The sequence below is a fragment of the Legionella sp. PC997 genome (genome assembly GCF_014109825.1).
GTDB lineage: Bacteria > Pseudomonadota > Gammaproteobacteria > Legionellales > Legionellaceae > Legionella.
In genome coordinates, this window is sequence record NZ_CP059576.1 from 73,329 (window position 1) to 93,047 (window position 19,719).

Sequence of the window (19,719 nt, forward strand, 5' to 3'; positions counted from 1 at the left end):
GTGTCTCGCTAGAAATAGATTCCTGCCTTCGCGGTAACGATTCTTCTCATCAACTTGTTGGCAGTGCACCAGTATGGGATGACCAATTTACGTAGCATTAAATGCAAAGAGGTTATAGGGGATAATTAATGAAATACTCTGATCTAAGAGATTTTATTGCACAATTGGAATCACGTAATTTATTAAAGCGCATAACCTACCCTGTATCGCCAAATCTTGAAATGACCGCAGTCAGTGATCGTGTTCTACGTTCTGGCGGCCCAGCCCTTCTTTTTACTAATCTTCACAACCATCAAATGCCAGTTTTAACCAATTTATTTGGTACTGTTGAGCGTGTAGCGATGGGAATGGGAGAAGACAGTATTAGTGCATTAAGGGAAGTAGGCAAATTATTGGCTGCTTTAAAAGAGCCTGATCCTCCCAAAGGATTCAAAGATGCGTTTAATAAACTTCCATTGTTAAAACAGGCATTAAACATGGCACCAAAATATGTAAGCGGTGCAGAATGTCAAACCCATGTGTGGGAAAAAGATGAAGTAGATCTTACTTCGTTACCTATTCAAACATGCTGGCCTAAAGACGCAGCGCCCCTAATAACGTGGGGCCTTGTAACTACCAAGGGACCTCATCAAACACGTGAAAACATGGGGATTTATCGACAACAATTATTGAATAAGAATCAATTGATCATGCGTTGGTTATCTCATCGTGGAGGAGCATTGGACTACCAGGCATGGCAACAGGTTTATCCGGGAGAACGTTTTCCGGTTTCCGTAACTTTAGGGGCAGATCCGGCAACGATACTTGCAGCAGTGACTCCAGTACCTGACACTTTGTCTGAGTATGCTTTTGCTGGTTTGTTGCGAGGTCAACGTACTCGGTTAACACGGTGTATTGGGAATGATCTCCATGTTCCCGCGAGTGCGGAAATTGTTTTAGAAGGCTATTTAGAGCCTGGAGTGGAAGCTCCCGAAGGACCCTACGGAGATCACACAGGGTATTATAATGAAGTCCAATCTTTTCCTGTGTTTACTGTCGAACGTATTACTCATCGAGATAATCCCATTTATCATAGTACCTATACGGGTCGGCCCCCGGATGAGCCAGCGATTTTAGGGGTTGCCTTAAATGAAGTATTTATCCCTTTGTTACAAAAACAATTCCCAGAGATCGTAGATTTCTATTTGCCGCCAGAAGGGTGTTCTTATCGTTTGGCTGTAGTCACAATGAAGAAACAGTATCCTGGGCATGCGAAGCGGATTATGATGGCGGTGTGGTCCTTTTTAAGACAATTTATGTATACCAAATTTGTAATTGTCTGTGATGATGATATTGATGCACGCAACTGGCACGATGTGATTTGGGCAATGACTACACGAATGGATCCAGCACGAGATACCGTGATGATGGAAAATACGCCAATTGATTATTTGGATTTTGCTTCACCTGTTTCCGGTTTGGGTTCTAAAATAGGACTGGATGCCACCAATAAATGGCCAGGCGAAACACAAAGAGAATGGGGCGAGCCGATTGTGATGGATGAAGAAATTTTGAAAAAGGTGAATGGATATTGGTCTTCACTGGGGTTAGATGAATGAAGGTAAAAACAATTAAAGCTCTTGTAGAAGATATATCCCCGCTGACGGACAGCATCATGCGGTTGATTTTAGCACCTGAACAGTATATAGCCTACCAAGCGGGTCAATATCTACAGATCCTTTTTGGGGAGGAAGCGTTTAGTTATTCCATTGCTAATGCACCCCTAGGATCCCATAAATATGAACTTCATATTCGTCATAGTTTGGAAAATCCTTATAACCAGCGCCTATTTGCGCATATAAAGCAGCATGGTTCAGTAACTATTCGGTTACCTTTGGGGGAGTGTTCTATTGAACATTTGCATCCACAACGGCCTATATTATTTATCGCCGGTGGTACTGGTTTTGCCCCAGTAAAAGCCATGATCGAGCAGTTATTGTCCACTCCCGATACTCGACCCTTTGAGTTATTTTGGGGTGCCCGCTTGCAAAATGATTTATATATGGATGAGAAAGTAACGAGTTGGCAGGCACATGTTAGTCGTTTTACCTATGTTTCTTCAGTCTCAGAAGACAATGCGGTGCCTCTGGTCTCTCTGGTATTAGCAAATCATCCGCATGATCTTGGCGAATGGCAAATCGTCATTAGCGGTCCGTTTGATATGGTGTATAGTACGCGTGATGCATTAGTAAATAGTGGTGTTTCACCTAGCTATTTATTTTCAGATGCATTTAGTTTTGAAGCAAAATAAGGAAGAGTTTTATGGAGACTTTATATCAAATTCTGGGGCTTATTGGCGCAGGAATGATTGTTTTTATTTTGTACCGTACAATAAAAGGAAGGCCTGAACAATTTAGCAAGGAAAATTTAAATAAAAGTTTTTATACCATGGGGGTTTTGGCGCTTGTTTTAATTGGTTTTATAGCGCTTTTAGTTTTAATTTTAAGAAATACCTAAAACTTACCAGCAAAGTGCAAACTATCGCACGTCATTCCAGGGGGAATTTATGACCAGGAACGTTTAAGTTTTGCAAATGTATAATCAGTACCATCGACTGGAGTTCCCTCACTCCATTCGGGATGACGGATTGTGGTACTAATGAGGAGGATTGGCGTTCTTATACCGTCCTTCCTGTTCTTTTAAATAATATCCAATATGGGGATTATTAATTGGCATTTTGCTTGTATCTGCGATCAGCATACACTCTTCAACGTAGGTAATTTGACTGCTGTCATCAACTAATAAGCGATACCAAGGGTTTCGAGTGGCAAATTCACGTTTAGGTGCTTGTGGATTGTAGCGTCCTGATGCCTGAAATAAAGGATCTACATCCACTACAATTGCTCGATAGCGACTGTGTTTGTGAATCACTAAATCTCCAATATTGAATTGGGCAATTTTATTCATATAAGCCTCTTTGTTGGGCGTCTTGTATTCTATATCGGTAAAACTAAAAGAAGCTTAAGGCCGTAGAAGGAGAGAATCGCTGAATTTAAATTGCAAGTTGAACGCCGTGAGTATAAAGAGTTATTTAACCCGGAACTATTTACATAGGAGAGTCCCGGGATGATTAAAATAATTACCCAAGTAAATATTTCTTAGGTGTTCTGTTAGCCGCCTGCTAAAAATGTCCCCAGATCCTCAAGGGTTTCATCAACTGGAGCTTCTATTTCTTTCTGATCTTCAGTCTTATCAAAGAATAAAGAGGCTCGCCCTGTTCTTGCTTTTGAAAAGATTAATTTCCCTAGTGTAATAACGCTAAGCAATATATTGAGTATGGTTTCTGGCCATTCCGCATGGCCGCTCATAAGGTCATCTTGACTATGCAATCTTGCTTTAATAGTCATTTTAAATTTTCGATAAGCTTCATTTTTTGGAAGTTGGTTAGGGTTTTGACAGACAAAGTGATCGACATCTTTTTTAAGGGCATCAGCCAGCTGATTAATTATGTTCTGTTCCTCCGCAGCTAAGGTTCCTGCATAAGCCTTCATACCTTCTATGCCTTGGTATAGGTGTTCAATTTTTAAAGCATAATCGTTTAACTTGCCTTTTCTTTTCTTCAAGGAGGAGAGCACTTGCGTTGCTGTTAAAGAGCTAGCTTCTCTGGCAACGGGTTCTGAGTCTGCTTCAATAAGCTTTACCACAATTCGGTTAAGGGTAGCTTGCATTTTGATGCCGTTAAAGTTATCAATTTGAGAGGTAATAGTAAGAAGCAGCTCCTCGCTATTACCGGAATCGACGTATTTTTTTAGAAGCCCATTTTTTACATTAACAATTTTGTCGATGAATTGATTGCGGGTCTTTTTATCTTCAGGAAGAAAAAAATCCTTAGGATAATAATGTTGGTTTCGATCTTCGACATATGCAATGAGCTCTTTTTTAAGCTCGAGGGCTAGTGTTCGCCGCTCTTTTTTGGCGTTTTCAGTTTCTAGTCTCTGCGTCTTCCATTTCTTCTCGCCTTCTTCTTTTACTTGTTTGTGTTTTTCTTGTTCTCGCCTTTCTTTTTCATCTTCTTGTTGGTGTTCTCCCCATTTTGTCTCACGCTCTTGTTTTTCTTGTTCTTTTCGTTCTTGCTCTTGTTGTTCGAGGTCTTTAATTTGTCGTTCTAATGCATCTACTTGTACTGCAAGCTCTTTAATGGTCTCTGTTTCTATCTGGGTTATGTTTTTTTCGAGTAGAACAATTTCCTCAGAAATTTCATCCCGTTTCACATAGTTTTTAACTAAGTTTATTCTAATTTGTTCTAACTTTTCTAAACCGGAGGCTAATTCTTTTTCCGTTTGTTCGTCCACTAATAAAGGGAATGCAAATAGTTCAATTTTTTGAGGAACAACTTTTGATAAGTTTTCTCTATCTGTTTTGTCCCATGTCCAAGTATACTTTTTAGGATCTTCCTCAAGTAGTTCGAGTAATAAGGCAAATCCTGTGTTTTTGGGATGTTGAGTACTAGTAATGCCAGATTTATTGGTAAGTTCGGCCAGGAAATTTTTATTATAACCCTGGCGAAGATGCTCATTTACTTGTTCTAACAACCTCATTAACTTCCTGGAATGTTCAAGGCGCTTTTGATTGCTTTGCGTTTCCTCCTTTAGAGTGGTTAGCAATTCTTGAATATAGTCCAAAACTGCTTGTTTCTTTTCTGTATTTAATGGTATTGATGTATTTGAAAAGGTTTTCGCTATAGTTAAAGCGCACGGTACATCTTGTTCTACAAGTAGCTTATTTTTTTGATTCAGTGCATCTACGGCCTTTCTTTGTTCATTTATTTGTTGCTGTAACTGCACGATTTTTTCTTTGTGCTCTTCAAGTTGTTTTCGTTTATTTTGATGCTGTAGGATTAACTCTTCTTTACTGATCATTTCTTTTGCTCACATCTAAATGATTAAAATCGGTGCGCATTATAGAGCGTATTTGTCTATTAAGAAAACTTATTGTGTTTAAAATAATTCATAAAAGAGCTAAATAAAGTAAACCGCTAAAATGATTCCAATTTCATAAAGAAGGCAAAGGGGTACCGCAAGCATGATTTGAGAGAAAACATCGGGGGGAGTAAGGAGCATACCTACTATGAAAGCGCCAACAATGACGTAAGGCCTGATTTTTTTTAAGGTGATCACTTCAATAATGTTTAAGCGCACGAACACAAAACAAAGTAATGGTACCTGAAAACAAAATCCAAAGAGCATTAGCATTCGGGTGATAAAGTCCAGAGCATAAGCCATATCAGGCATATAACGCACTCCTTTAGGTAAAGCATGTGCAAAAAAATGGAACATGAATGGTAAAACCAGATAAAAGCAAAATAAGACTCCAGCAAGGAATAGTAAAAGACTAAAGATTAGGGAGATACGTAGTGTAATTTGTTCTTTTTGATAAAGCCCAGGACTGATAAAACGCCAAAGTTGAAATAGCGCAAAGGGGGCACTAAGTAACATGGCTGCATCAGCAGCGAGTTTAAGTGGAGTAAATACAGGGGATGTTATATGGGTAGCAATTAAACCTTCGTTCGTCGAAAGTACATGTAATAGTGGGTTAACTAGAGTTTGGTATAAATCATTAGCAAGGAAGAAAAAAATAAAAAATAAGCCTCCAAACCAAAAGAGCGTATATAACCCACGACGTCGTAGTTCTAAAAGATGATTTAACATGGTATCGCTATCAAATAATATCGATATTTCTTTTTCACATTGCTCAGATTGGGAAGAGCGTTTTTAAGCTTCGGCAAACTCTTTTATTCCTTTGTTTTTAATTCCAATTTTTTCGGGTCGAATTTCTCTTAAACGATTAAATTGATCGACAAAAACTACCGTAGGAACCAGGCTAGCGCAATCTTCTTCTAATACCTGAGTAAAGGAAGCAATAATGATTAAATCACCGGGAGTTACTAAATGGGCTGCTGCTCCATTGACACAAATTTCGGTAGATCCTGGTCTGCCCGTAATTGCATATGTTTCAAATCGTGTACCTGCGGTGATATTCCAGACATTGACTGCTTCATAAGGTAATATGTTTGCTGCCTTGAGCAGTTCTGGAGAAATCGTGATGCTTCCCTCATAATCCAAATCGGCTTCAGTGACACACGCACGATGGATTTTGGATTTTAACATTTTTCTATAAGCCATTGTGATTCCAGCCTTGTTCATAGTGAGCGAATTTTACACCAAATTTTGAAGTTTATGCTATATAAATTTGTCACTTTGCTTTCAAGCCTCCTATGCCTGGTTGTGGAAAACCGTGAGGCTCCTTCTCTTTCTTGAGGCTACTTTTTATTGAGGATGCACGTTATAATTGGCTTTTACTTTATGGGGATTAATGGTGAGGCATAGCCCACGTAAGCGTTTTGGCCAGAATTTTCTACAAAGTCGACCTATTATTGATGGCATTATACGCGCTATTAATCCGCAAGCAGAAGATAATATACTGGAAATTGGTCCTGGTCTTGGTGCTTTAACTGAGCCGTTGTTGCGCCGATTAAATCATCTAACGGCTGTTGAAATCGATACTGATTTACAAAAGTATCTTTCGGAATTGCCTATTGCACAAGGGAAACTGCATCTCATTGCTGCAGATGCGTTGACTCTTGATTACAGCCAATTTGGTCCTCACCTACGCGTGGTAGGTAATCTACCGTATAATATTTCCACCCCTTTGCTCATTCATTTATTGCAGTTTGCCTCATCTATAGAAGACATGCATTTTATGTTGCAAAAAGAAGTAGTAGAACGGATGGCAGCAGAACCCGGTAATAAGGCTTATGGACGACTCACGGTAATGTTGCAATATCATTGTGCTGTGGAGCATTTGTTTGATGTTCCCCCTGAATCTTTTGATCCGCAGCCTAAAGTAGATTCCGCGGTGGTTCGTCTTGTGCCCCATCGCGCTTCCCCCTTTCAAGAAGTACCCGTGGCACAGCTAGAACGTTTGGTGGCTTGTGCATTTTCCATGCGTCGTAAGACGTTGAATAACAACTTAAAAGGAATCATAACGGCTGAGCAATTATGCACTTTGGGTGTTGATGGAAATAAACGTCCAGAACAGATTTCTATTTCGGAATATGTGCAACTAGCGAAATTTATTTCTAATTAGTGTAAAATTAATCATCATGGATATAATTTTTCCAACTTGGAGTTATTAAATTATTATGGAGATGGCTTTGTTTCATCGTCAGCGTCAGCGTAAAGGTTCTTTATCTTCACAAGGTAAATCTTTAAAAGATTTAACACGTATTGTTAATGCAAATCTTCTTTTATCGGAGGATAGGAGACAGATTTTATTAAAAAAAATACGCATGTTATCTGCTTTGGAAACGGCACGATATGATAGCTTATGTGCCATCCTCATTGATAACATTGTTCACTATTGCCAAAATTTACCCGAGACAGCGAACAGTTATTATTCGCAACAAGGTGGCTTAGTGGATCATGCACTGAACCGTACGGAAGCGGCGTTGAGCCTTTTTCAAGAGTTTATGATACAGGATCAGCCAGAATTATTATCCGAAGAGCAAAAGCTTTGGCAATATGCTCTTTTTTCAGCTGCACTTCTTCAAGGCATAGGCAAGTTATTTGTTGATTACCGCGTTAGTTTCTATGACACAAATGGCCAATTTTTAAAAGAATGGAATCCCTTACTTGAAAGCATGACCACTACGGGAATTTATTATTTTTATGAATTTGAAAAAGAGCCTGAAATTGAATTTCGGCGTCGTCTGAATCTATTATTGGCAAGAACAATTATGCCAGGAAGTGGTTTTGCCTGGATCGCTTCTAATTCTGAAGTTCTGGCAGTATGGCTGGCTTTATTAAATGAGGACGAACGCTCTGCTGGTACCCTGGGGGCTATATTGATTCGAGCGGAAGCCATTGCGATTCAGCGTTATTTACTTGAATTTATGACGCGAGGTATTGCGGCTGCTTATGGAAGCGGGCGCTATCGTGCGGGTACGTTTTCTGGTGGCCAGCCAGAAACTTTATTAGAGAAAGAACAGGCTCTAGGCATGGAGTTTATTCAATGGATGATTAAGTCCTTAGACTCAGGTCGGATTATGATTAATAAAGCTCCATTATTTATGGTTCCTGGAGGTTTGTTGATGTGTGCGGAAATGTTTCAACTATTCGTACGCGAACATCCGGAATATAAAAATTGGCAGGCGGCTCAAAATGGATTTTTATCTTTGAGCCTGCATAATCGAGCCGCTGATGGGGGTGTATTAAGCCGATTTGATATTAAAGGTAAAATGGAGAGTGGCGTTGTATTTTCTAAGTATGCGCTCGCTCTGCCTGAATCCGTAAAAGTGGTTAATCCGATTACAGGAAAAGTAGAATCCATGTCCGCAACCGAATTGATCCATAAAGCACAATTTAGCAGTCAGCTCACCCAGCAACAAAATATTGGATTGGCCAATTCCTTGCAAAAATTGGATGCCACTGGAAAATGGCATGCGATTGAAAACGAAGGGAGTGCATTAAGGCCAGGAGCAAAAAACGGTGCCTGATTATGCAATTGGTGATGTGCAGGGTTGTTATGAGCCATTACAGCGACTTTTAGAATTAATCGATTTTGATGATAAAACCGATCGGTTATGGTTCGTTGGTGACTTGGTGAATCGTGGGCCTGATTCTTTATCGGTTTTACGTTTCGTTAATTCCTTACCGATTACGCCAATAGTGACTTTAGGTAATCATGATTTACATTTGTTAGCTACATTATTTAGTGATAAGCCTTGGAAGGGTCATGATGATACCTTGCACGAAGTATTACATGCTGAGGATGGAGAAGTTCTAGGCCATTGGTTGAGGAAGCAGTCCATTTTGTATTACTCACCAGAGTTTAATGTGGTGATGTGTCATGCTGGAATTTGTCCTGTATGGGATTTGTCACAAGCTATACAACTGGCCCAAGAGCTAGAAGATGTACTTGCGGGGGATGGGTACCGCGATTTTTTATCGCTTTTATATGGTAATAAGCCGGATATGTGGTCTGATGATTTAAAAGGGATAGACAGACTGCGGGTGATAACTAACTATTATACCCGGATGCGTTTTTGTGATGCGCAAGGAAAACTCGAGTTGAGTTATAAAGGAACTATTGCTCAAGCGCCCGTAAATCTTTATCCTTGGTATGAAGTGCCTCATCGTAAAGAAATTGATGTGGATATTGTTTTTGGGCATTGGGCTGCTTTAATGGGGAAATGTCCTCATCCTAAAATTCATGCAATAGATACTGGATGTCTGTGGGGTGGCCAATTAACTGCATTGCGTTTGCAGGATATGCAACGATTTGCAGTGTGGAACAAAAAATGATGTTATTAAAAAAATTGCGTTTCATAAATTTATCCCATAGGTCATGGCATGTTTTTGAGCGCCTAAAAAATATTCCATGCTACGTCCCGCGATTTTTCCGCAGCATTCAGGAATCTCTCCACCTCATTAAGACCCACCAACCCGTCGCCTACGTCGTAGGACATAGGCTAAGTAGAATATTAACCTTCTTCTCTATGGGTTGCCTGTTTGCGACTAGTGTTTGGTCGCTCCCTGTGGAGGATTCACACGTTAAACAAGCAGAAGAACGGCTCCAAAAAGCGATTAAAAATCCTGAGTTTATGTTACATAACTGGATAGAACTGCCCACCTCTCCTGCATCACGAAATAAAAGCCTCCATCACTTGAGTTTAAGAGAAGCAATTTTGTTGGCTTTACGATATAACCCTAATATTCAAAATGCTGAATTGGATCGAATTGTTCAACGCTACCAATTACGTTTGGCCCATAATCAATTTGAATTGCAATACGCTTTGGGTGCTTCTGGAGTTATTCAAAGAAGTAGGTTTAATGGCGTGGGTAGTGATACCACCCGAACGCTCCTCGCTAGCCCTGAGTTTAATTTGAAAACAAAGCTAGGGACCGAAGCTAATTTATCAATTAATAATAACGTCAATGAAAATAACAATTATAATCCGGTGTTGAATTTTTCTTTGACTCAACCTTTGTTACGCGGTTTCGGAAAGGCAGTAAATGAAGCGGCACTTTTAGATGCTAAAGACAACGAATGGCTCAACAAATTGAATTTGCAGCAATCGGTTGCGGATCAAGTTACCCAAGTTATTGTGGCCTATCGTATGCTTATTTTAAGTGGTAATAATTTACAAAATCAGCGCTTGCAGTTAAAAGAAGCCAAAAAATCGTATGAAATTAATGAGAAAAAAATAAAGGCAGGACAATTAGAGCCTACGGGTAACATTCAGCAATCATACCAAATTGAATCCTTAAGTTTGATGGTGGAGCAGGCGGAAAACGATTTTGAAAACTCCTCTCAAGATCTGCTGCAGACTATTGGCTTGGATCCAGAAATGCATATATCCGTTCCTAGTGACGTTGCCTTAGATAAGCTTGCAGTCCCTAATTTACAGCAGTCTATTGAGCAAGCGTTGAATCATAATACGGTTTATTTAGCACAAAAAATGACCTTACGCGCAGATGAACGCGCTTATAAAGTAGCGAAGAATCAACAATTATGGCAGTTGGATTTGTCAGGAAATATACAAAGTGGGGTTGTAAATGATGTGACGGGTATGAATGGGGGATTTAATGGAATTTATAATGGAAATAACATTACCGAGGCAGCCCGGGTTACCTTAACCGTTCCTTTGCATGACATCAGCCGTCGCAGTCAATTAATCAATGCTAAAGTGCGCTTGGAAAAAGACCGGTTAAATTTACTTGCAACCAAACGAGCATTAATAACGAATGTAACCAATACCATTAATAATATAAGAAGTTTGGCAAAACGTTATCAATTAGCTCTCAAGCAAGTAAAGTTAGCGGAGCAATCTTATGAATTGGAGAAGAAAAAACAACAAGCAGGTATATCCAGTGCCCTGGATGTAAACAACACTCAAAATCAGCTAATTCAGGCTCAATCTGGATTAATCAATGCAAAAATTGCATATCTAAATCAGATATCAAGCCTGCAAAGAATCTTGGGAACAACCCTGAATCATTGGCAAATTAAATTAAGGTATGGTGGATGAATAGGTATTTAAACACATCAAAAGTCATCTTTTTATTATTAATCGGGTTGCTGGTGTCTTCATGTGGGCATCATAAAGAGCAAAAAAAAGTTGCATTACATCAGTATAAAGTTGAAGAACAAACTTTGCATAAGACTTTGCATTTTACCGGAACAGTGCAGCCGTTACATGAAAATACTATAGCCAGTCCCATGGAAGCGGTAGTAGAAACAATGAATTTCCATTATGGACAATTAATAAAAAAAGGCGATGTAATTTTAACTCTAAACTCCACCGAGTTGCAGAGGCAGTTTAATGACACTTTAACGGAATACCTAAAAGCCAAAGACAGCTATACCATAGCGAAGGCCAAATTCGTGGGGACCCAGGATTTATGGGATGCGGGTTTATTGTCCAAAAATAATTACATGAGCGAGAAATCCAATGTGGACACAGGGCGAGTTACCTTGATGCAATCTACTCGTAAGCTGACAGAAATGTTGGAAAAGCTTGATGAAAATAACCCCAGAAATTTATCGGCATTAAGTTTGGCGGATTTTGATAAAATTAAAAAAATTTTAGCCTCTAATCATAATGTGATTCGTTTAAAATCCCCGCGAGATGGGGTTCTACTCTACCCACCTAAAGCGGGTGAAGATAAAAGCGTACGTGCTACAGTAGGCTCGACTGTTAAGTCGGGACAGGTCATTGGGTTGATCGGTGATTTATCGGGTATCAGTATTGAAATCGATGTTCCAGAAATTGATATCACCCAAATCCATGCAGGTATGGATGCTTTAGTGAGCGGTGTAGCTTTTGGTAAATACCAATTAAAAGGACAATTGGTTGCAGTAAATGCCCAAGCCTCCAATAATAATGGATTACCCTTTTTTACCGCGGTGGTTGAGGTGAAGAAGTTACCTCCTGAAGCACAGAAATGGATCAAGGTGGGTATGAGTGCCTCCATCGAATTAAGTGTGGATAATGGCAAACAGCTCATCATTCCGATTGCTGCAATAAAGCGTGAAAAAGGACAAAGCGTTGTTAGTTTACAAACAAAGCCAGGCGCTCTTGAAAAACGCGTTATTACCACAGGAGCAGCACAGGCAGACACAGTAGTTGTTGAGAGTGGTTTAAAAGCGGGTGATGTGGTGGTTTATGAGTGAGGACACAGGTATTCTTGAGCGACCCTTAAGTTCCACGAGGACATCCCGTCGTGGTCCTGAGAAAAAAACTCAACAACCGCTTATGAAACTTACGGATATTGTCAAGACTTATCATCTCGAAGGAATCAGCACCACTATATTAAAAGAAGTATCGCTGACGGTTTATGAGGGAGATTTACTTGCTATTGTAGGAGCTTCGGGTTCAGGTAAATCTACTTTGATGAATATTCTAGGACTCCTGGATAAAGCAGACAAAGGGACTTATCTATTGAAAAATCGTAATGTTGCTGCGTTGACTGACGATGAAGCAGCAGAATTACGTAATCAAAACATTGGTTTTGTTTTTCAACAATTCAATTTATTACCAAGATTTACTGCCATGCAAAATGTAGCCTTGCCATTGATTTATCGCGGTGTCGGGACTGTTGAAATTAAGGATAGGGTACTTGCCGCCCTGGAACGAGTAGGAATGCGTCAATATGCACAGCACCGACCCACACAATTATCCGGAGGACAACAACAACGGGTTGCAATTGCTCGTGCATTAGTAACTGAGCCGCAAGTAATTTTGGCAGATGAACCAACAGGTGCACTCGATTCACGTACCGGTAATGAAGTAATGAATTTATTTTTGAGTTTGCACGCACAAGGACGTAGCATCATTATGATTACTCATGATGAACAGATCGCTGCATTGTGTCAGCGCAAAATCACTTTGGTGGATGGAATGGTGATGGCGGAGACTGGTACATGAAATTTTCCGGACATTGTCAACAAGCTTTAGTAAATTTGACTGCCGCCAAGTTGCGTTCTTTTTTGGCCGTTTTAGGTATTTTAGTAGGGACTGCTGCGGTTGTGGCTTTAATAAGTTGTGGGCAATTGGCGACCGAAAAAGCATTAGCTCAATTTAAGTCTTTAGGTACAGACTTATTAGCGATTGCGGTTTATCCAAAAACGAGTGACAAATCTTCGGGAAGTATGGAATCAGTCAGTGCAGCGCAATGGGAACAAATGGCCGAGCGTATTCCTTATATTATTGATATGGCTCCCTATAGCACTGCATATCAACCCCTGAGTTTTCAAGGAAAAATGATGCAAGGAGCGGTCATCGGGGCCAATGAACATTTGCCCAAAATTGTTCATATTAAATTAGCTGCGGGCCATTTTGTTTCTTTTGTTGAATCTTATGAACATTATTGCGTCATTGGTGCGGGTTTGGCACGCCAAATCAAAGAGATTAGCTTTGATGATCCCATTGGGAAGCAATTACGTATAGGACAATCTTTATATACAATCATTGGTGTCGCTAAACCTTGGAAGGAAAATGGGTTTTTCAATGAAGACATCAACCAGGCGGCAATAGTTCCCTTGGGGGGTATTGCCCTCATTAGCAAAGAGGCTAAAGTAAATAATGTGGTCTTGGAATTGAAACCCGATAGTCCTATCGATGAGGTGGTTGAGGAAATAAAACAAACGATTGGTTCAATTGCTCCTAAATTGAGTGTATTTTCACGTAGCGCCAAACAAATTATTGCCAGCATGGAAAATCAGGGGCAAATTTTTACCTTGTTACTGGCGGTGATCGGAGGAATTTCGCTTTTGGTGGGTGGAATTGGGGTAATGAACGTCATGTTAGTTTCTGTGAGTGAACGGCGGAAAGAAATTGGTATTCGTAAAGCGGTCGGAGCTAAAAATAGTGAAATTCAAGCCTTATTTTTAGTCGAATCGGTGATGCTTTCTCTATTAGGAGGGATACTAGGGGTTATTTTAGGATTAATTTGTACCCGTATTTTGGCCTATTTCAGTGATTGGAATTTTTCAATCTATCTTTTGCCTCCTGCGGCAGGCTTTTTGGTATCAGCAGCTACTGGAATTTTCTTTGGTTTTTATCCTGCACGCCGTGCAGCAAAGTTGGAGCCTGTAGTTTCTTTACGTAGTGAGTAAAACAAGTTAACGTTCCTAAGGTTCGAGCATATCTACACGATGGAGCTTCTACCCTTTCCAGCGAAGCGAACCTGAAATTCGCCGCACCTAAAACCCAGAACCCCGCTTTGCTGCCCTAGGCCTATGTTAGATTTCCAGAATTTAGTCTCTATTGCACTGAATTTATAAGTACTTTATGATGAAAAAATTCTTTTTATCTAAACGGACTTATCTATGTTAAAAAAATCTTTAGGGGTGATGGCTCTAACAGTAAGCATGGTTTCTTTTGCTTTTGCTGAGACCCCCAAACCACAACCTACTCCTGCGAATACAACAGTTCCTTCAAGTTATTTACCCGTAGTGATTCATGAGACGTTTCAAAGCGTTTTGCAACGCATGAGTAGTGAAAAGCAAGCCATTAATGACCGACAACAAGAGCTGCTAAAACAGCGTTATGATTTGAGTAATAATCCTTCTCAAACGGCAAAAATGTCCAATGGGAAACCCATCCAAGAAGGGGTTCGCGTGAAACTCCCTGCAGGCGTGACCTGGGAACAATTAGCTAAAATGAGTCCAGATGATGTGAAGAAACAAAACCTTTTTCCACAAGGTTTCTTACCCTTACCTCATCCCAATCATCCAGAAGGGGGAATGTTATTTCCTAAATTTGCGATTAATGAAATTAAAAAACAAGAAGACCGTGATTTAACTCGGTTTGACTTGGATTTTGATATTCCAGATCATTTTTTACCTCCTTTTCCTGCTCCTATTTTTTTAACTACCCGACCTGATCTTGGGGATGTTTCTCAAGGTAAATTAGTCACTATTGAGAATTATTTCGAATTGTTCAATGGTTTATTAAACCCCAAACAGTTAGAAGGGTTACGCCTATTAGTTACCCCATTCCCGCAACAACAATTTAACCAAACCGAAGACCGACGGACTGTTAAACCGAGCCGGGGGGTCTCTTGTTTTGATTGTCATGCGAACGGCCATACGAATAAAGCAACGCATTTGGTCGGTGATATAAGACCGCAAGAATTTCGTCATCGCATCAATACTCCAACCTTACGGGGTTTAAATATTCAAAGATTATTTGGATCTCAACGTGCGCTAAAAACAGTGGAGGACTTCACTGAATTTGAACAAAGAGCAGCTTATTTCGATGGGGATCCTGTTATTGCAACTAAAAAGGGTGTTAACATTCTGGAACGTGGTAGCCAAGTTCATTTCATGGCCGAATTCCAAGAAATTTTGGATTTTCCACCCGCACCTAAATTGACTTGGGAAGGAAAGCTTGATCCTGCCAAAGCAAGTCCAGCAGAGTTACGTGGGCAAGAAGTGTTTTTTGGCAAAGGAAAATGCTCAAGTTGTCATACTCCTCCTTATTATACTGACAATACCATGCATAATTTACAGACCGAGCGATTCTACCAACCACAAATGATTAACGGCATGAAAGCAGTGGGTGATGGACCTATAAAAACATTTCCTTTAAGAGGAATAAAAGATTCTCCACCCTATTTGCATGACGGTCGTTTGTTAACGTTGGCAGATACCGTAGAGTTCTTTAACCTGGTCTTGCAATTACAGTTAACACAACAAGAAAAGGCGGATTTAACAGCATTTATGGAAGCCCTTTAATACTCACTGTATAATCCTTTTACGTTGGTGTCCCGGACATAGGTCCAGTACACCAACGTGATTCGCTTTTTTGTCGTACCGCGAAGGTTTTCTAATCAGTCACCATGCTGGTGCAAGAATTAGATCCCTGTTCGCGGGGATGGCAGTAATTTTTAAGCCAATGGCAGTGGCGCTTTGAGATAGATAAAAGCTCGAGGTTTGCGGTTTAACCAGGCTGTATGTTTTTATGAGAAAGGGTCTATCTTAATATCGAGATGGCAATCAAGTAACAAAATCAGGGGGAAAGGCTATGAAAAAATGGGGACTTGCGATAATCGCATACGTTCTGGTACATCATGTTGCCTTCGCACAACAGAATTGGAATGAGTGGGTCGCTGGAGTTAGAGCAGAAGCTTTGCAACAGGGGATTTCATCAGAAACGTTTGATGAGGCGTTTGCGGGTATCCATGAGCCAAGCCGTCAAATTAAAGGATTTTTACGTTCTCAACCAGAACATCGCCTTACGTTCATCAAATATCGTAACACGCGCGTTGATAGTTACAGAATTGCCATAGGACGTAAAGAATTCAAGAAGAATCAAGAAGTCTTGGAGGCTGTGGCCAAAAAATACGGGGTAAATCCTTGTTTCATTGTTTCATTTTGGGGAATGGAAACCAGTTATGGTACTTACATGGGTAATTTCCCTGTAGTGAAAGCTTTAGCCACTTTAGCATATGACTCCAATCGCAAAGATTTTTTCCGTAAAGAATTATTTATTGCTTTGCATATCTTGGATGAAGGACATGTCAGTTTAGCCGATTTCAAAGGTGAGTGGGCTGGTGCTTCAGGCCAACCCCAATTTTTACCTTCAAGCTGGGTGAAATATGCGGTTGATTATGATGGTGATGGACGAAAGGATATCTGGAGAAGTAAGCCTGATGTCTTTGCTTCAATTGCAAATTACATGAAGCAAAATGGATGGCAATCAGGGGAGCCTTGGGCTATCCAAGTCAAATTACCCCATAAATTCGATATGGCTATGGCAGGAAAAACCATTGTGAAGCCTGTGAGTGAATGGAGTGCGCTGGGTGTACGTACCGAAAATGGCGAGCCATTGCCTTATCAGAACCTGCAAGGCAGTATAGTACAGCCATTGGGCGGCCCCACCTTCTTAACCTTCCCCAACTATAAGATGATTTTACACTATAATAATTCAATATATTATGCGGGAGCTATAGGTTATTTAGCCGATAAAATTTGCCAAGGGCAACAAAGGTAGCATGATGGATGATTATCTTGATAAAACAGCCAGTTTAACCCCGTTAGCTAAAAGGATAATCTGTGAAAAAGCCACAGAATATCCTCACACTGGGGCATATAATTATGTTATGACTAATGGCACTTATTTATGTAAACGTTGTGGTTTAGCCTTATTTCGCGGCTCAAGCCAATTCAGCTCGGGGTGTGGCTGGCCAAGTTTTGATGATAATATTGTTCATGCGGTCAAACAGCTACCCGATCCTGATGGTCAACGCATGGAAATCCTTTGCTCACGCTGCGATGCACATTTAGGGCATGTCTTTACGGGAGAATACTTCACCCAAAACAACTTACGCCATTGTGTCAACTCCGCTTCTATTGATTTCGTTGCGGACAGTCAGGTATTAGATACGGAAGAAGCGATAATGGCTGGCGGATGTTTTTGGGGAGTTGATCATTTTTTAAAACAAATTCCCGGAGTTCTGCGTGTTGAAGTGGGTTATACAGGGGGCGTTACTTTAGAACCAAGTTATGACCAAGTTTGTCAGGGAAATACTGGGCATTATGAAGCAGTACGTGTTATTTATGATAAAGCTAAGACTGATTATCACCACGTTTTAAAGCGATTTTTTGAAATCCATGATCCCACGCAGAAATCAGGTCAAGGTCCTGATATAGGTCAGCAGTATCAAAGTGCAGTATTTTATTATGATCAGGAACAATTAGCAGAAGCAGAAACGTTAATCCAAATGTTACAAAAAAAAGGCTTTACGGTTGCGACTCGACTTTTTCCTGTGCAAACATTTTGGCCGGCAGAAGAGTACCATCAAGATTATTATGCCAAACATCAGAAAGCACCGTATTGTCATCAACCAGTAAATCGGTTTGATTAGACCGTAGGGTGTGGAGGTACAAATATGGAATTTACTTTTCGGATTGCTAAGAAAAAAGATAAAGAAGAAATTTTTGGTTTAATCAAGAAACTCGCTGAATATGAAAAAAAGAAACCTGAAGAAATTAATTTGACCTTGGACAAAATTGAGTCTCATGGTTTTGGTCGAACTAAATTTTTTAATGTATTATTAGCTGAGTACAAGAAAAAACCAGCTGGGTATGCTTTATTTTTTTTCTCTTATTCTGCCCCGGCAGGAGCGCCAGTTCTTTACATTGAAGAGTTGTTTGTAGATGAACTTTATCGTAATCATGGTTTGGGCACGGCCTTGTTATCTAATCTTGCACAGTTGGCAATTGAAAAGGGATGCTGTCGCATGGAAGGGCATGCATTTACCTGGAATAAAAAAGCCATTGAATTTTACGAATTTATAGGGGCTCATCCGCGTACGGATTTGTTGCAATTTCGCTTATCCGACGAACACTTGCAAAAATTAGCCGCACAAAAATAGAGTTTTTATTTATTTCAGTTTTTTCATGACTATACCCATGAAAGGAAATGCAAGTAATTGGATGGAAATGGAAAAAATAACTAAAGCGAGAATGGACGTATCATAGAGAACGCCCATTAAAACACTACCCAAAAACCAAGATACTCCAAAACCTGTATTGAAAATTCCATATGCTGAGCCGCGTTTTTCTTTAGGTATCATACCGGCTATGATGGCGCGCATCAGTGACTCATGAGCACAAACCCCAATACTCCATAAAATTACTCCTAATAAAGCCAGAGTGGAAGTACCAAAAAAGACTAAAGGTGCAAAAAAACAGGATATCAAGGAGACAAGGACGAGAATAATAAAACCATGTCGGTCATAAAGATATCCGAGAAATGGGGCACTTGCTATATTGAATCCTTTGGCTAGGGCATAAGAAATGGGGATCCAAAGTGGAGATAAAATATCTTCTTTTTGAAAGTGATAAGCAATTAATGGGAAATCGGCATAGCCAGCTGCAATGAGTGCTGCTCCTGATAAGTACAGCCAAAAAGCTGTATTCATGCTCATACCGCTAATTTTCAGGGTATCATGATGTACTTCTAAGTCTTGGGGGCGAGGATAGAGCCAACGTGACAAGAATAAAGTGCCTAAAGCAAATAATGCAGGAATTAAAAGCAACGCGAAACAATAGCGATATTCCACTTTAAAATAAAGTGCGAGAGCCACAATCAAAGGACCTATCATCGCCCCGGTTTGATCCATTGCTTCATGTAAACCAAAAGCCCAACCCATTCCTTTTTGGTGTCCTGCATGAGCAAGCATGGCATCTCGCGCAGGTGTACGAATCCCTTTCCCTACTCGCTCTATAATAATGAGGGCAGCGGCAGCCCACCATTGTTCCGCGATGGCTAATGAGGGAACTGCTAATAAATTACAGGTATAACCAAAAATAGTGAGCGCCCAATATTTATGAGTACGATCCACAAGATAGCCGGATACCGAACGTAGTGTATAACCTAATAATTCCCCAAAACCAGATACAAAACCCACAACAGCGGCATTAGCTCCTAATAACGCCAAATAAGGTCCAGTGATACTGCGTGCACCTTCATAGGTCATATCCGCAAAAAGACTCACAATACCGGTGAGGATGATGAATTTAAGCGCGGCATCCTTTGATAGGTTTTTTTGATCGCTCATGAGTTGCGTCTCTCTAAGATCTTAAATTTTGTAACCTAAGTGGAGGCATACAGTGAAACCCAAGTCATTGCGAGGGTAACGACTGGTGCCTTCTCATTAGGCCACAATT

19 protein-coding genes are annotated in these 19,719 nt (G+C 40.2%); 14 read left to right on the forward strand and 5 right to left on the reverse strand.

Annotated elements, in window-relative coordinates:
• Positions 1-128 precede the first annotated feature (128 nt).
• The 3 genes from ubiD to HBNCFIEN_RS00320 are packed head-to-tail and all read left to right on the forward strand — an operon-like array spanning position 129 to position 2,496.
• Positions 129-1,598, forward strand: a complete 1,470-nt coding sequence (gene ubiD, locus HBNCFIEN_RS00310) for a 4-hydroxy-3-polyprenylbenzoate decarboxylase (protein ID WP_182392182.1) — start codon at positions 129-131, stop codon at positions 1,596-1,598.
• Positions 1,595-2,290 carry an NAD(P)H-flavin reductase gene (locus HBNCFIEN_RS00315; protein ID WP_182392183.1) on the forward strand — a complete coding sequence of 232 codons (696 nt, stop codon included), beginning with the start codon at positions 1,595-1,597 and terminating at the stop codon, positions 2,288-2,290. The genes ubiD and HBNCFIEN_RS00315 overlap by 4 nt, the downstream gene beginning before the upstream one ends.
• 11 nt (positions 2,291-2,301) lie before the next feature.
• Complete coding sequence (locus tag HBNCFIEN_RS00320) at positions 2,302-2,496, forward strand: hypothetical protein (protein WP_182392184.1); 195 nt, start codon at positions 2,302-2,304, stop codon at positions 2,494-2,496.
• A gap of 138 nt (positions 2,497-2,634) precedes the next feature.
• Here HBNCFIEN_RS00320 and hspQ read toward each other — a convergent pair whose 3' ends face one another.
• The 4 genes from hspQ to panD all read right to left on the reverse strand — a co-directional run bounded on the left by hspQ (position 2,635) and on the right by panD (position 6,161).
• A complete protein-coding gene (gene hspQ, locus HBNCFIEN_RS00325; protein ID WP_182392185.1) occupies positions 2,635-2,946 on the reverse strand; it encodes a heat shock protein HspQ in 312 nt (103 codons plus the stop codon).
• A 203-nt stretch (positions 2,947-3,149) separates the two neighbouring features.
• Positions 3,150-4,898 (reverse strand): hypothetical protein, encoded by a 1,749-nt coding sequence (locus HBNCFIEN_RS00330; RefSeq protein ID WP_182392186.1) that lies wholly within the window; start codon positions 4,896-4,898, stop codon positions 3,150-3,152.
• A gap of 99 nt (positions 4,899-4,997) precedes the next feature.
• Positions 4,998-5,687 (reverse strand): twin-arginine translocase subunit TatC, encoded by a 690-nt coding sequence (gene tatC, locus HBNCFIEN_RS00335; protein ID WP_182392187.1) that lies wholly within the window; start codon positions 5,685-5,687, stop codon positions 4,998-5,000.
• 63 nt (positions 5,688-5,750) lie between these two features.
• Positions 5,751-6,161 carry an aspartate 1-decarboxylase gene (gene panD / locus HBNCFIEN_RS00340; RefSeq protein ID WP_182392188.1) on the reverse strand — a complete coding sequence of 137 codons (411 nt, stop codon included), beginning with the start codon at positions 6,159-6,161 and terminating at the stop codon, positions 5,751-5,753.
• Between the two features lie 193 nt (positions 6,162-6,354).
• Between panD and rsmA the strand changes: the two genes are divergently transcribed.
• The 11 genes from rsmA to HBNCFIEN_RS00395 all read left to right on the forward strand — a co-directional run bounded on the left by rsmA (position 6,355) and on the right by HBNCFIEN_RS00395 (position 18,422).
• Positions 6,355-7,125 (forward strand): 16S rRNA (adenine(1518)-N(6)/adenine(1519)-N(6))-dimethyltransferase RsmA, encoded by a 771-nt coding sequence (gene rsmA, locus HBNCFIEN_RS00345; protein ID WP_182393566.1) that lies wholly within the window; start codon positions 6,355-6,357, stop codon positions 7,123-7,125.
• A 55-nt stretch (positions 7,126-7,180) separates the two neighbouring features.
• On the forward strand, positions 7,181-8,533 hold the full coding sequence (locus HBNCFIEN_RS00350) for a TraI domain-containing protein (protein ID WP_182392189.1): 1,353 nt from the start codon (positions 7,181-7,183) through the stop codon (positions 8,531-8,533).
• Positions 8,526-9,341 (forward strand): symmetrical bis(5'-nucleosyl)-tetraphosphatase, encoded by an 816-nt coding sequence (locus HBNCFIEN_RS00355; protein WP_182392190.1) that lies wholly within the window; start codon positions 8,526-8,528, stop codon positions 9,339-9,341. Before HBNCFIEN_RS00350 ends, HBNCFIEN_RS00355 begins: the two co-directional genes overlap by 8 nt.
• Positions 9,342-9,535: 194 nt before the next feature.
• On the forward strand, positions 9,536-11,068 hold the full coding sequence (locus HBNCFIEN_RS00360) for a TolC family protein (protein WP_182393567.1): 1,533 nt from the start codon (positions 9,536-9,538) through the stop codon (positions 11,066-11,068).
• The gene (locus HBNCFIEN_RS00365) at positions 11,065-12,213 is read left to right on the forward strand and encodes an efflux RND transporter periplasmic adaptor subunit (RefSeq protein ID WP_182392191.1); all 1,149 of its coding nucleotides are present in this window, start codon (positions 11,065-11,067) and stop codon (positions 12,211-12,213) included. The genes HBNCFIEN_RS00360 and HBNCFIEN_RS00365 overlap by 4 nt, the downstream gene beginning before the upstream one ends.
• 82 nt (positions 12,214-12,295) lie before the next feature.
• Positions 12,296-12,967: an ABC transporter ATP-binding protein gene (locus HBNCFIEN_RS00370; RefSeq protein ID WP_182393568.1), complete on the forward strand. Its 672-nt coding sequence runs from the start codon at positions 12,296-12,298 to the stop codon at positions 12,965-12,967.
• Entirely contained in the window at positions 12,964-14,157 is a 1,194-nt protein-coding gene (locus HBNCFIEN_RS00375) for an ABC transporter permease (protein ID WP_182392192.1), read from the forward strand. Before HBNCFIEN_RS00370 ends, HBNCFIEN_RS00375 begins: the two co-directional genes overlap by 4 nt.
• 213 nt (positions 14,158-14,370) lie before the next feature.
• A complete protein-coding gene (locus HBNCFIEN_RS00380) occupies positions 14,371-15,780 on the forward strand; it encodes a cytochrome B6 (RefSeq protein WP_182392193.1) in 1,410 nt (469 codons plus the stop codon).
• Positions 15,781-16,069: 289 nt separating this feature from the next.
• Positions 16,070-17,038: a lytic transglycosylase domain-containing protein gene (locus HBNCFIEN_RS00385; RefSeq protein ID WP_182392194.1), complete on the forward strand. Its 969-nt coding sequence runs from the start codon at positions 16,070-16,072 to the stop codon at positions 17,036-17,038.
• 4 nt (positions 17,039-17,042) lie between these two features.
• The gene (locus HBNCFIEN_RS00390; protein ID WP_182393569.1) at positions 17,043-17,912 is read left to right on the forward strand and encodes a bifunctional methionine sulfoxide reductase B/A protein; all 870 of its coding nucleotides are present in this window, start codon (positions 17,043-17,045) and stop codon (positions 17,910-17,912) included.
• Between the two features lie 24 nt (positions 17,913-17,936).
• A complete protein-coding gene (locus HBNCFIEN_RS00395; RefSeq protein WP_182392195.1) occupies positions 17,937-18,422 on the forward strand; it encodes a GNAT family N-acetyltransferase in 486 nt (161 codons plus the stop codon).
• 9 nt (positions 18,423-18,431) lie between these two features.
• On the opposite strand, the gene HBNCFIEN_RS00400 is transcribed toward HBNCFIEN_RS00395, so the two are convergent.
• Positions 18,432-19,610: an MFS transporter gene (locus tag HBNCFIEN_RS00400; protein WP_182392196.1), complete on the reverse strand. Its 1,179-nt coding sequence runs from the start codon at positions 19,608-19,610 to the stop codon at positions 18,432-18,434.
• Positions 19,611-19,719 lie beyond the last annotated feature (109 nt).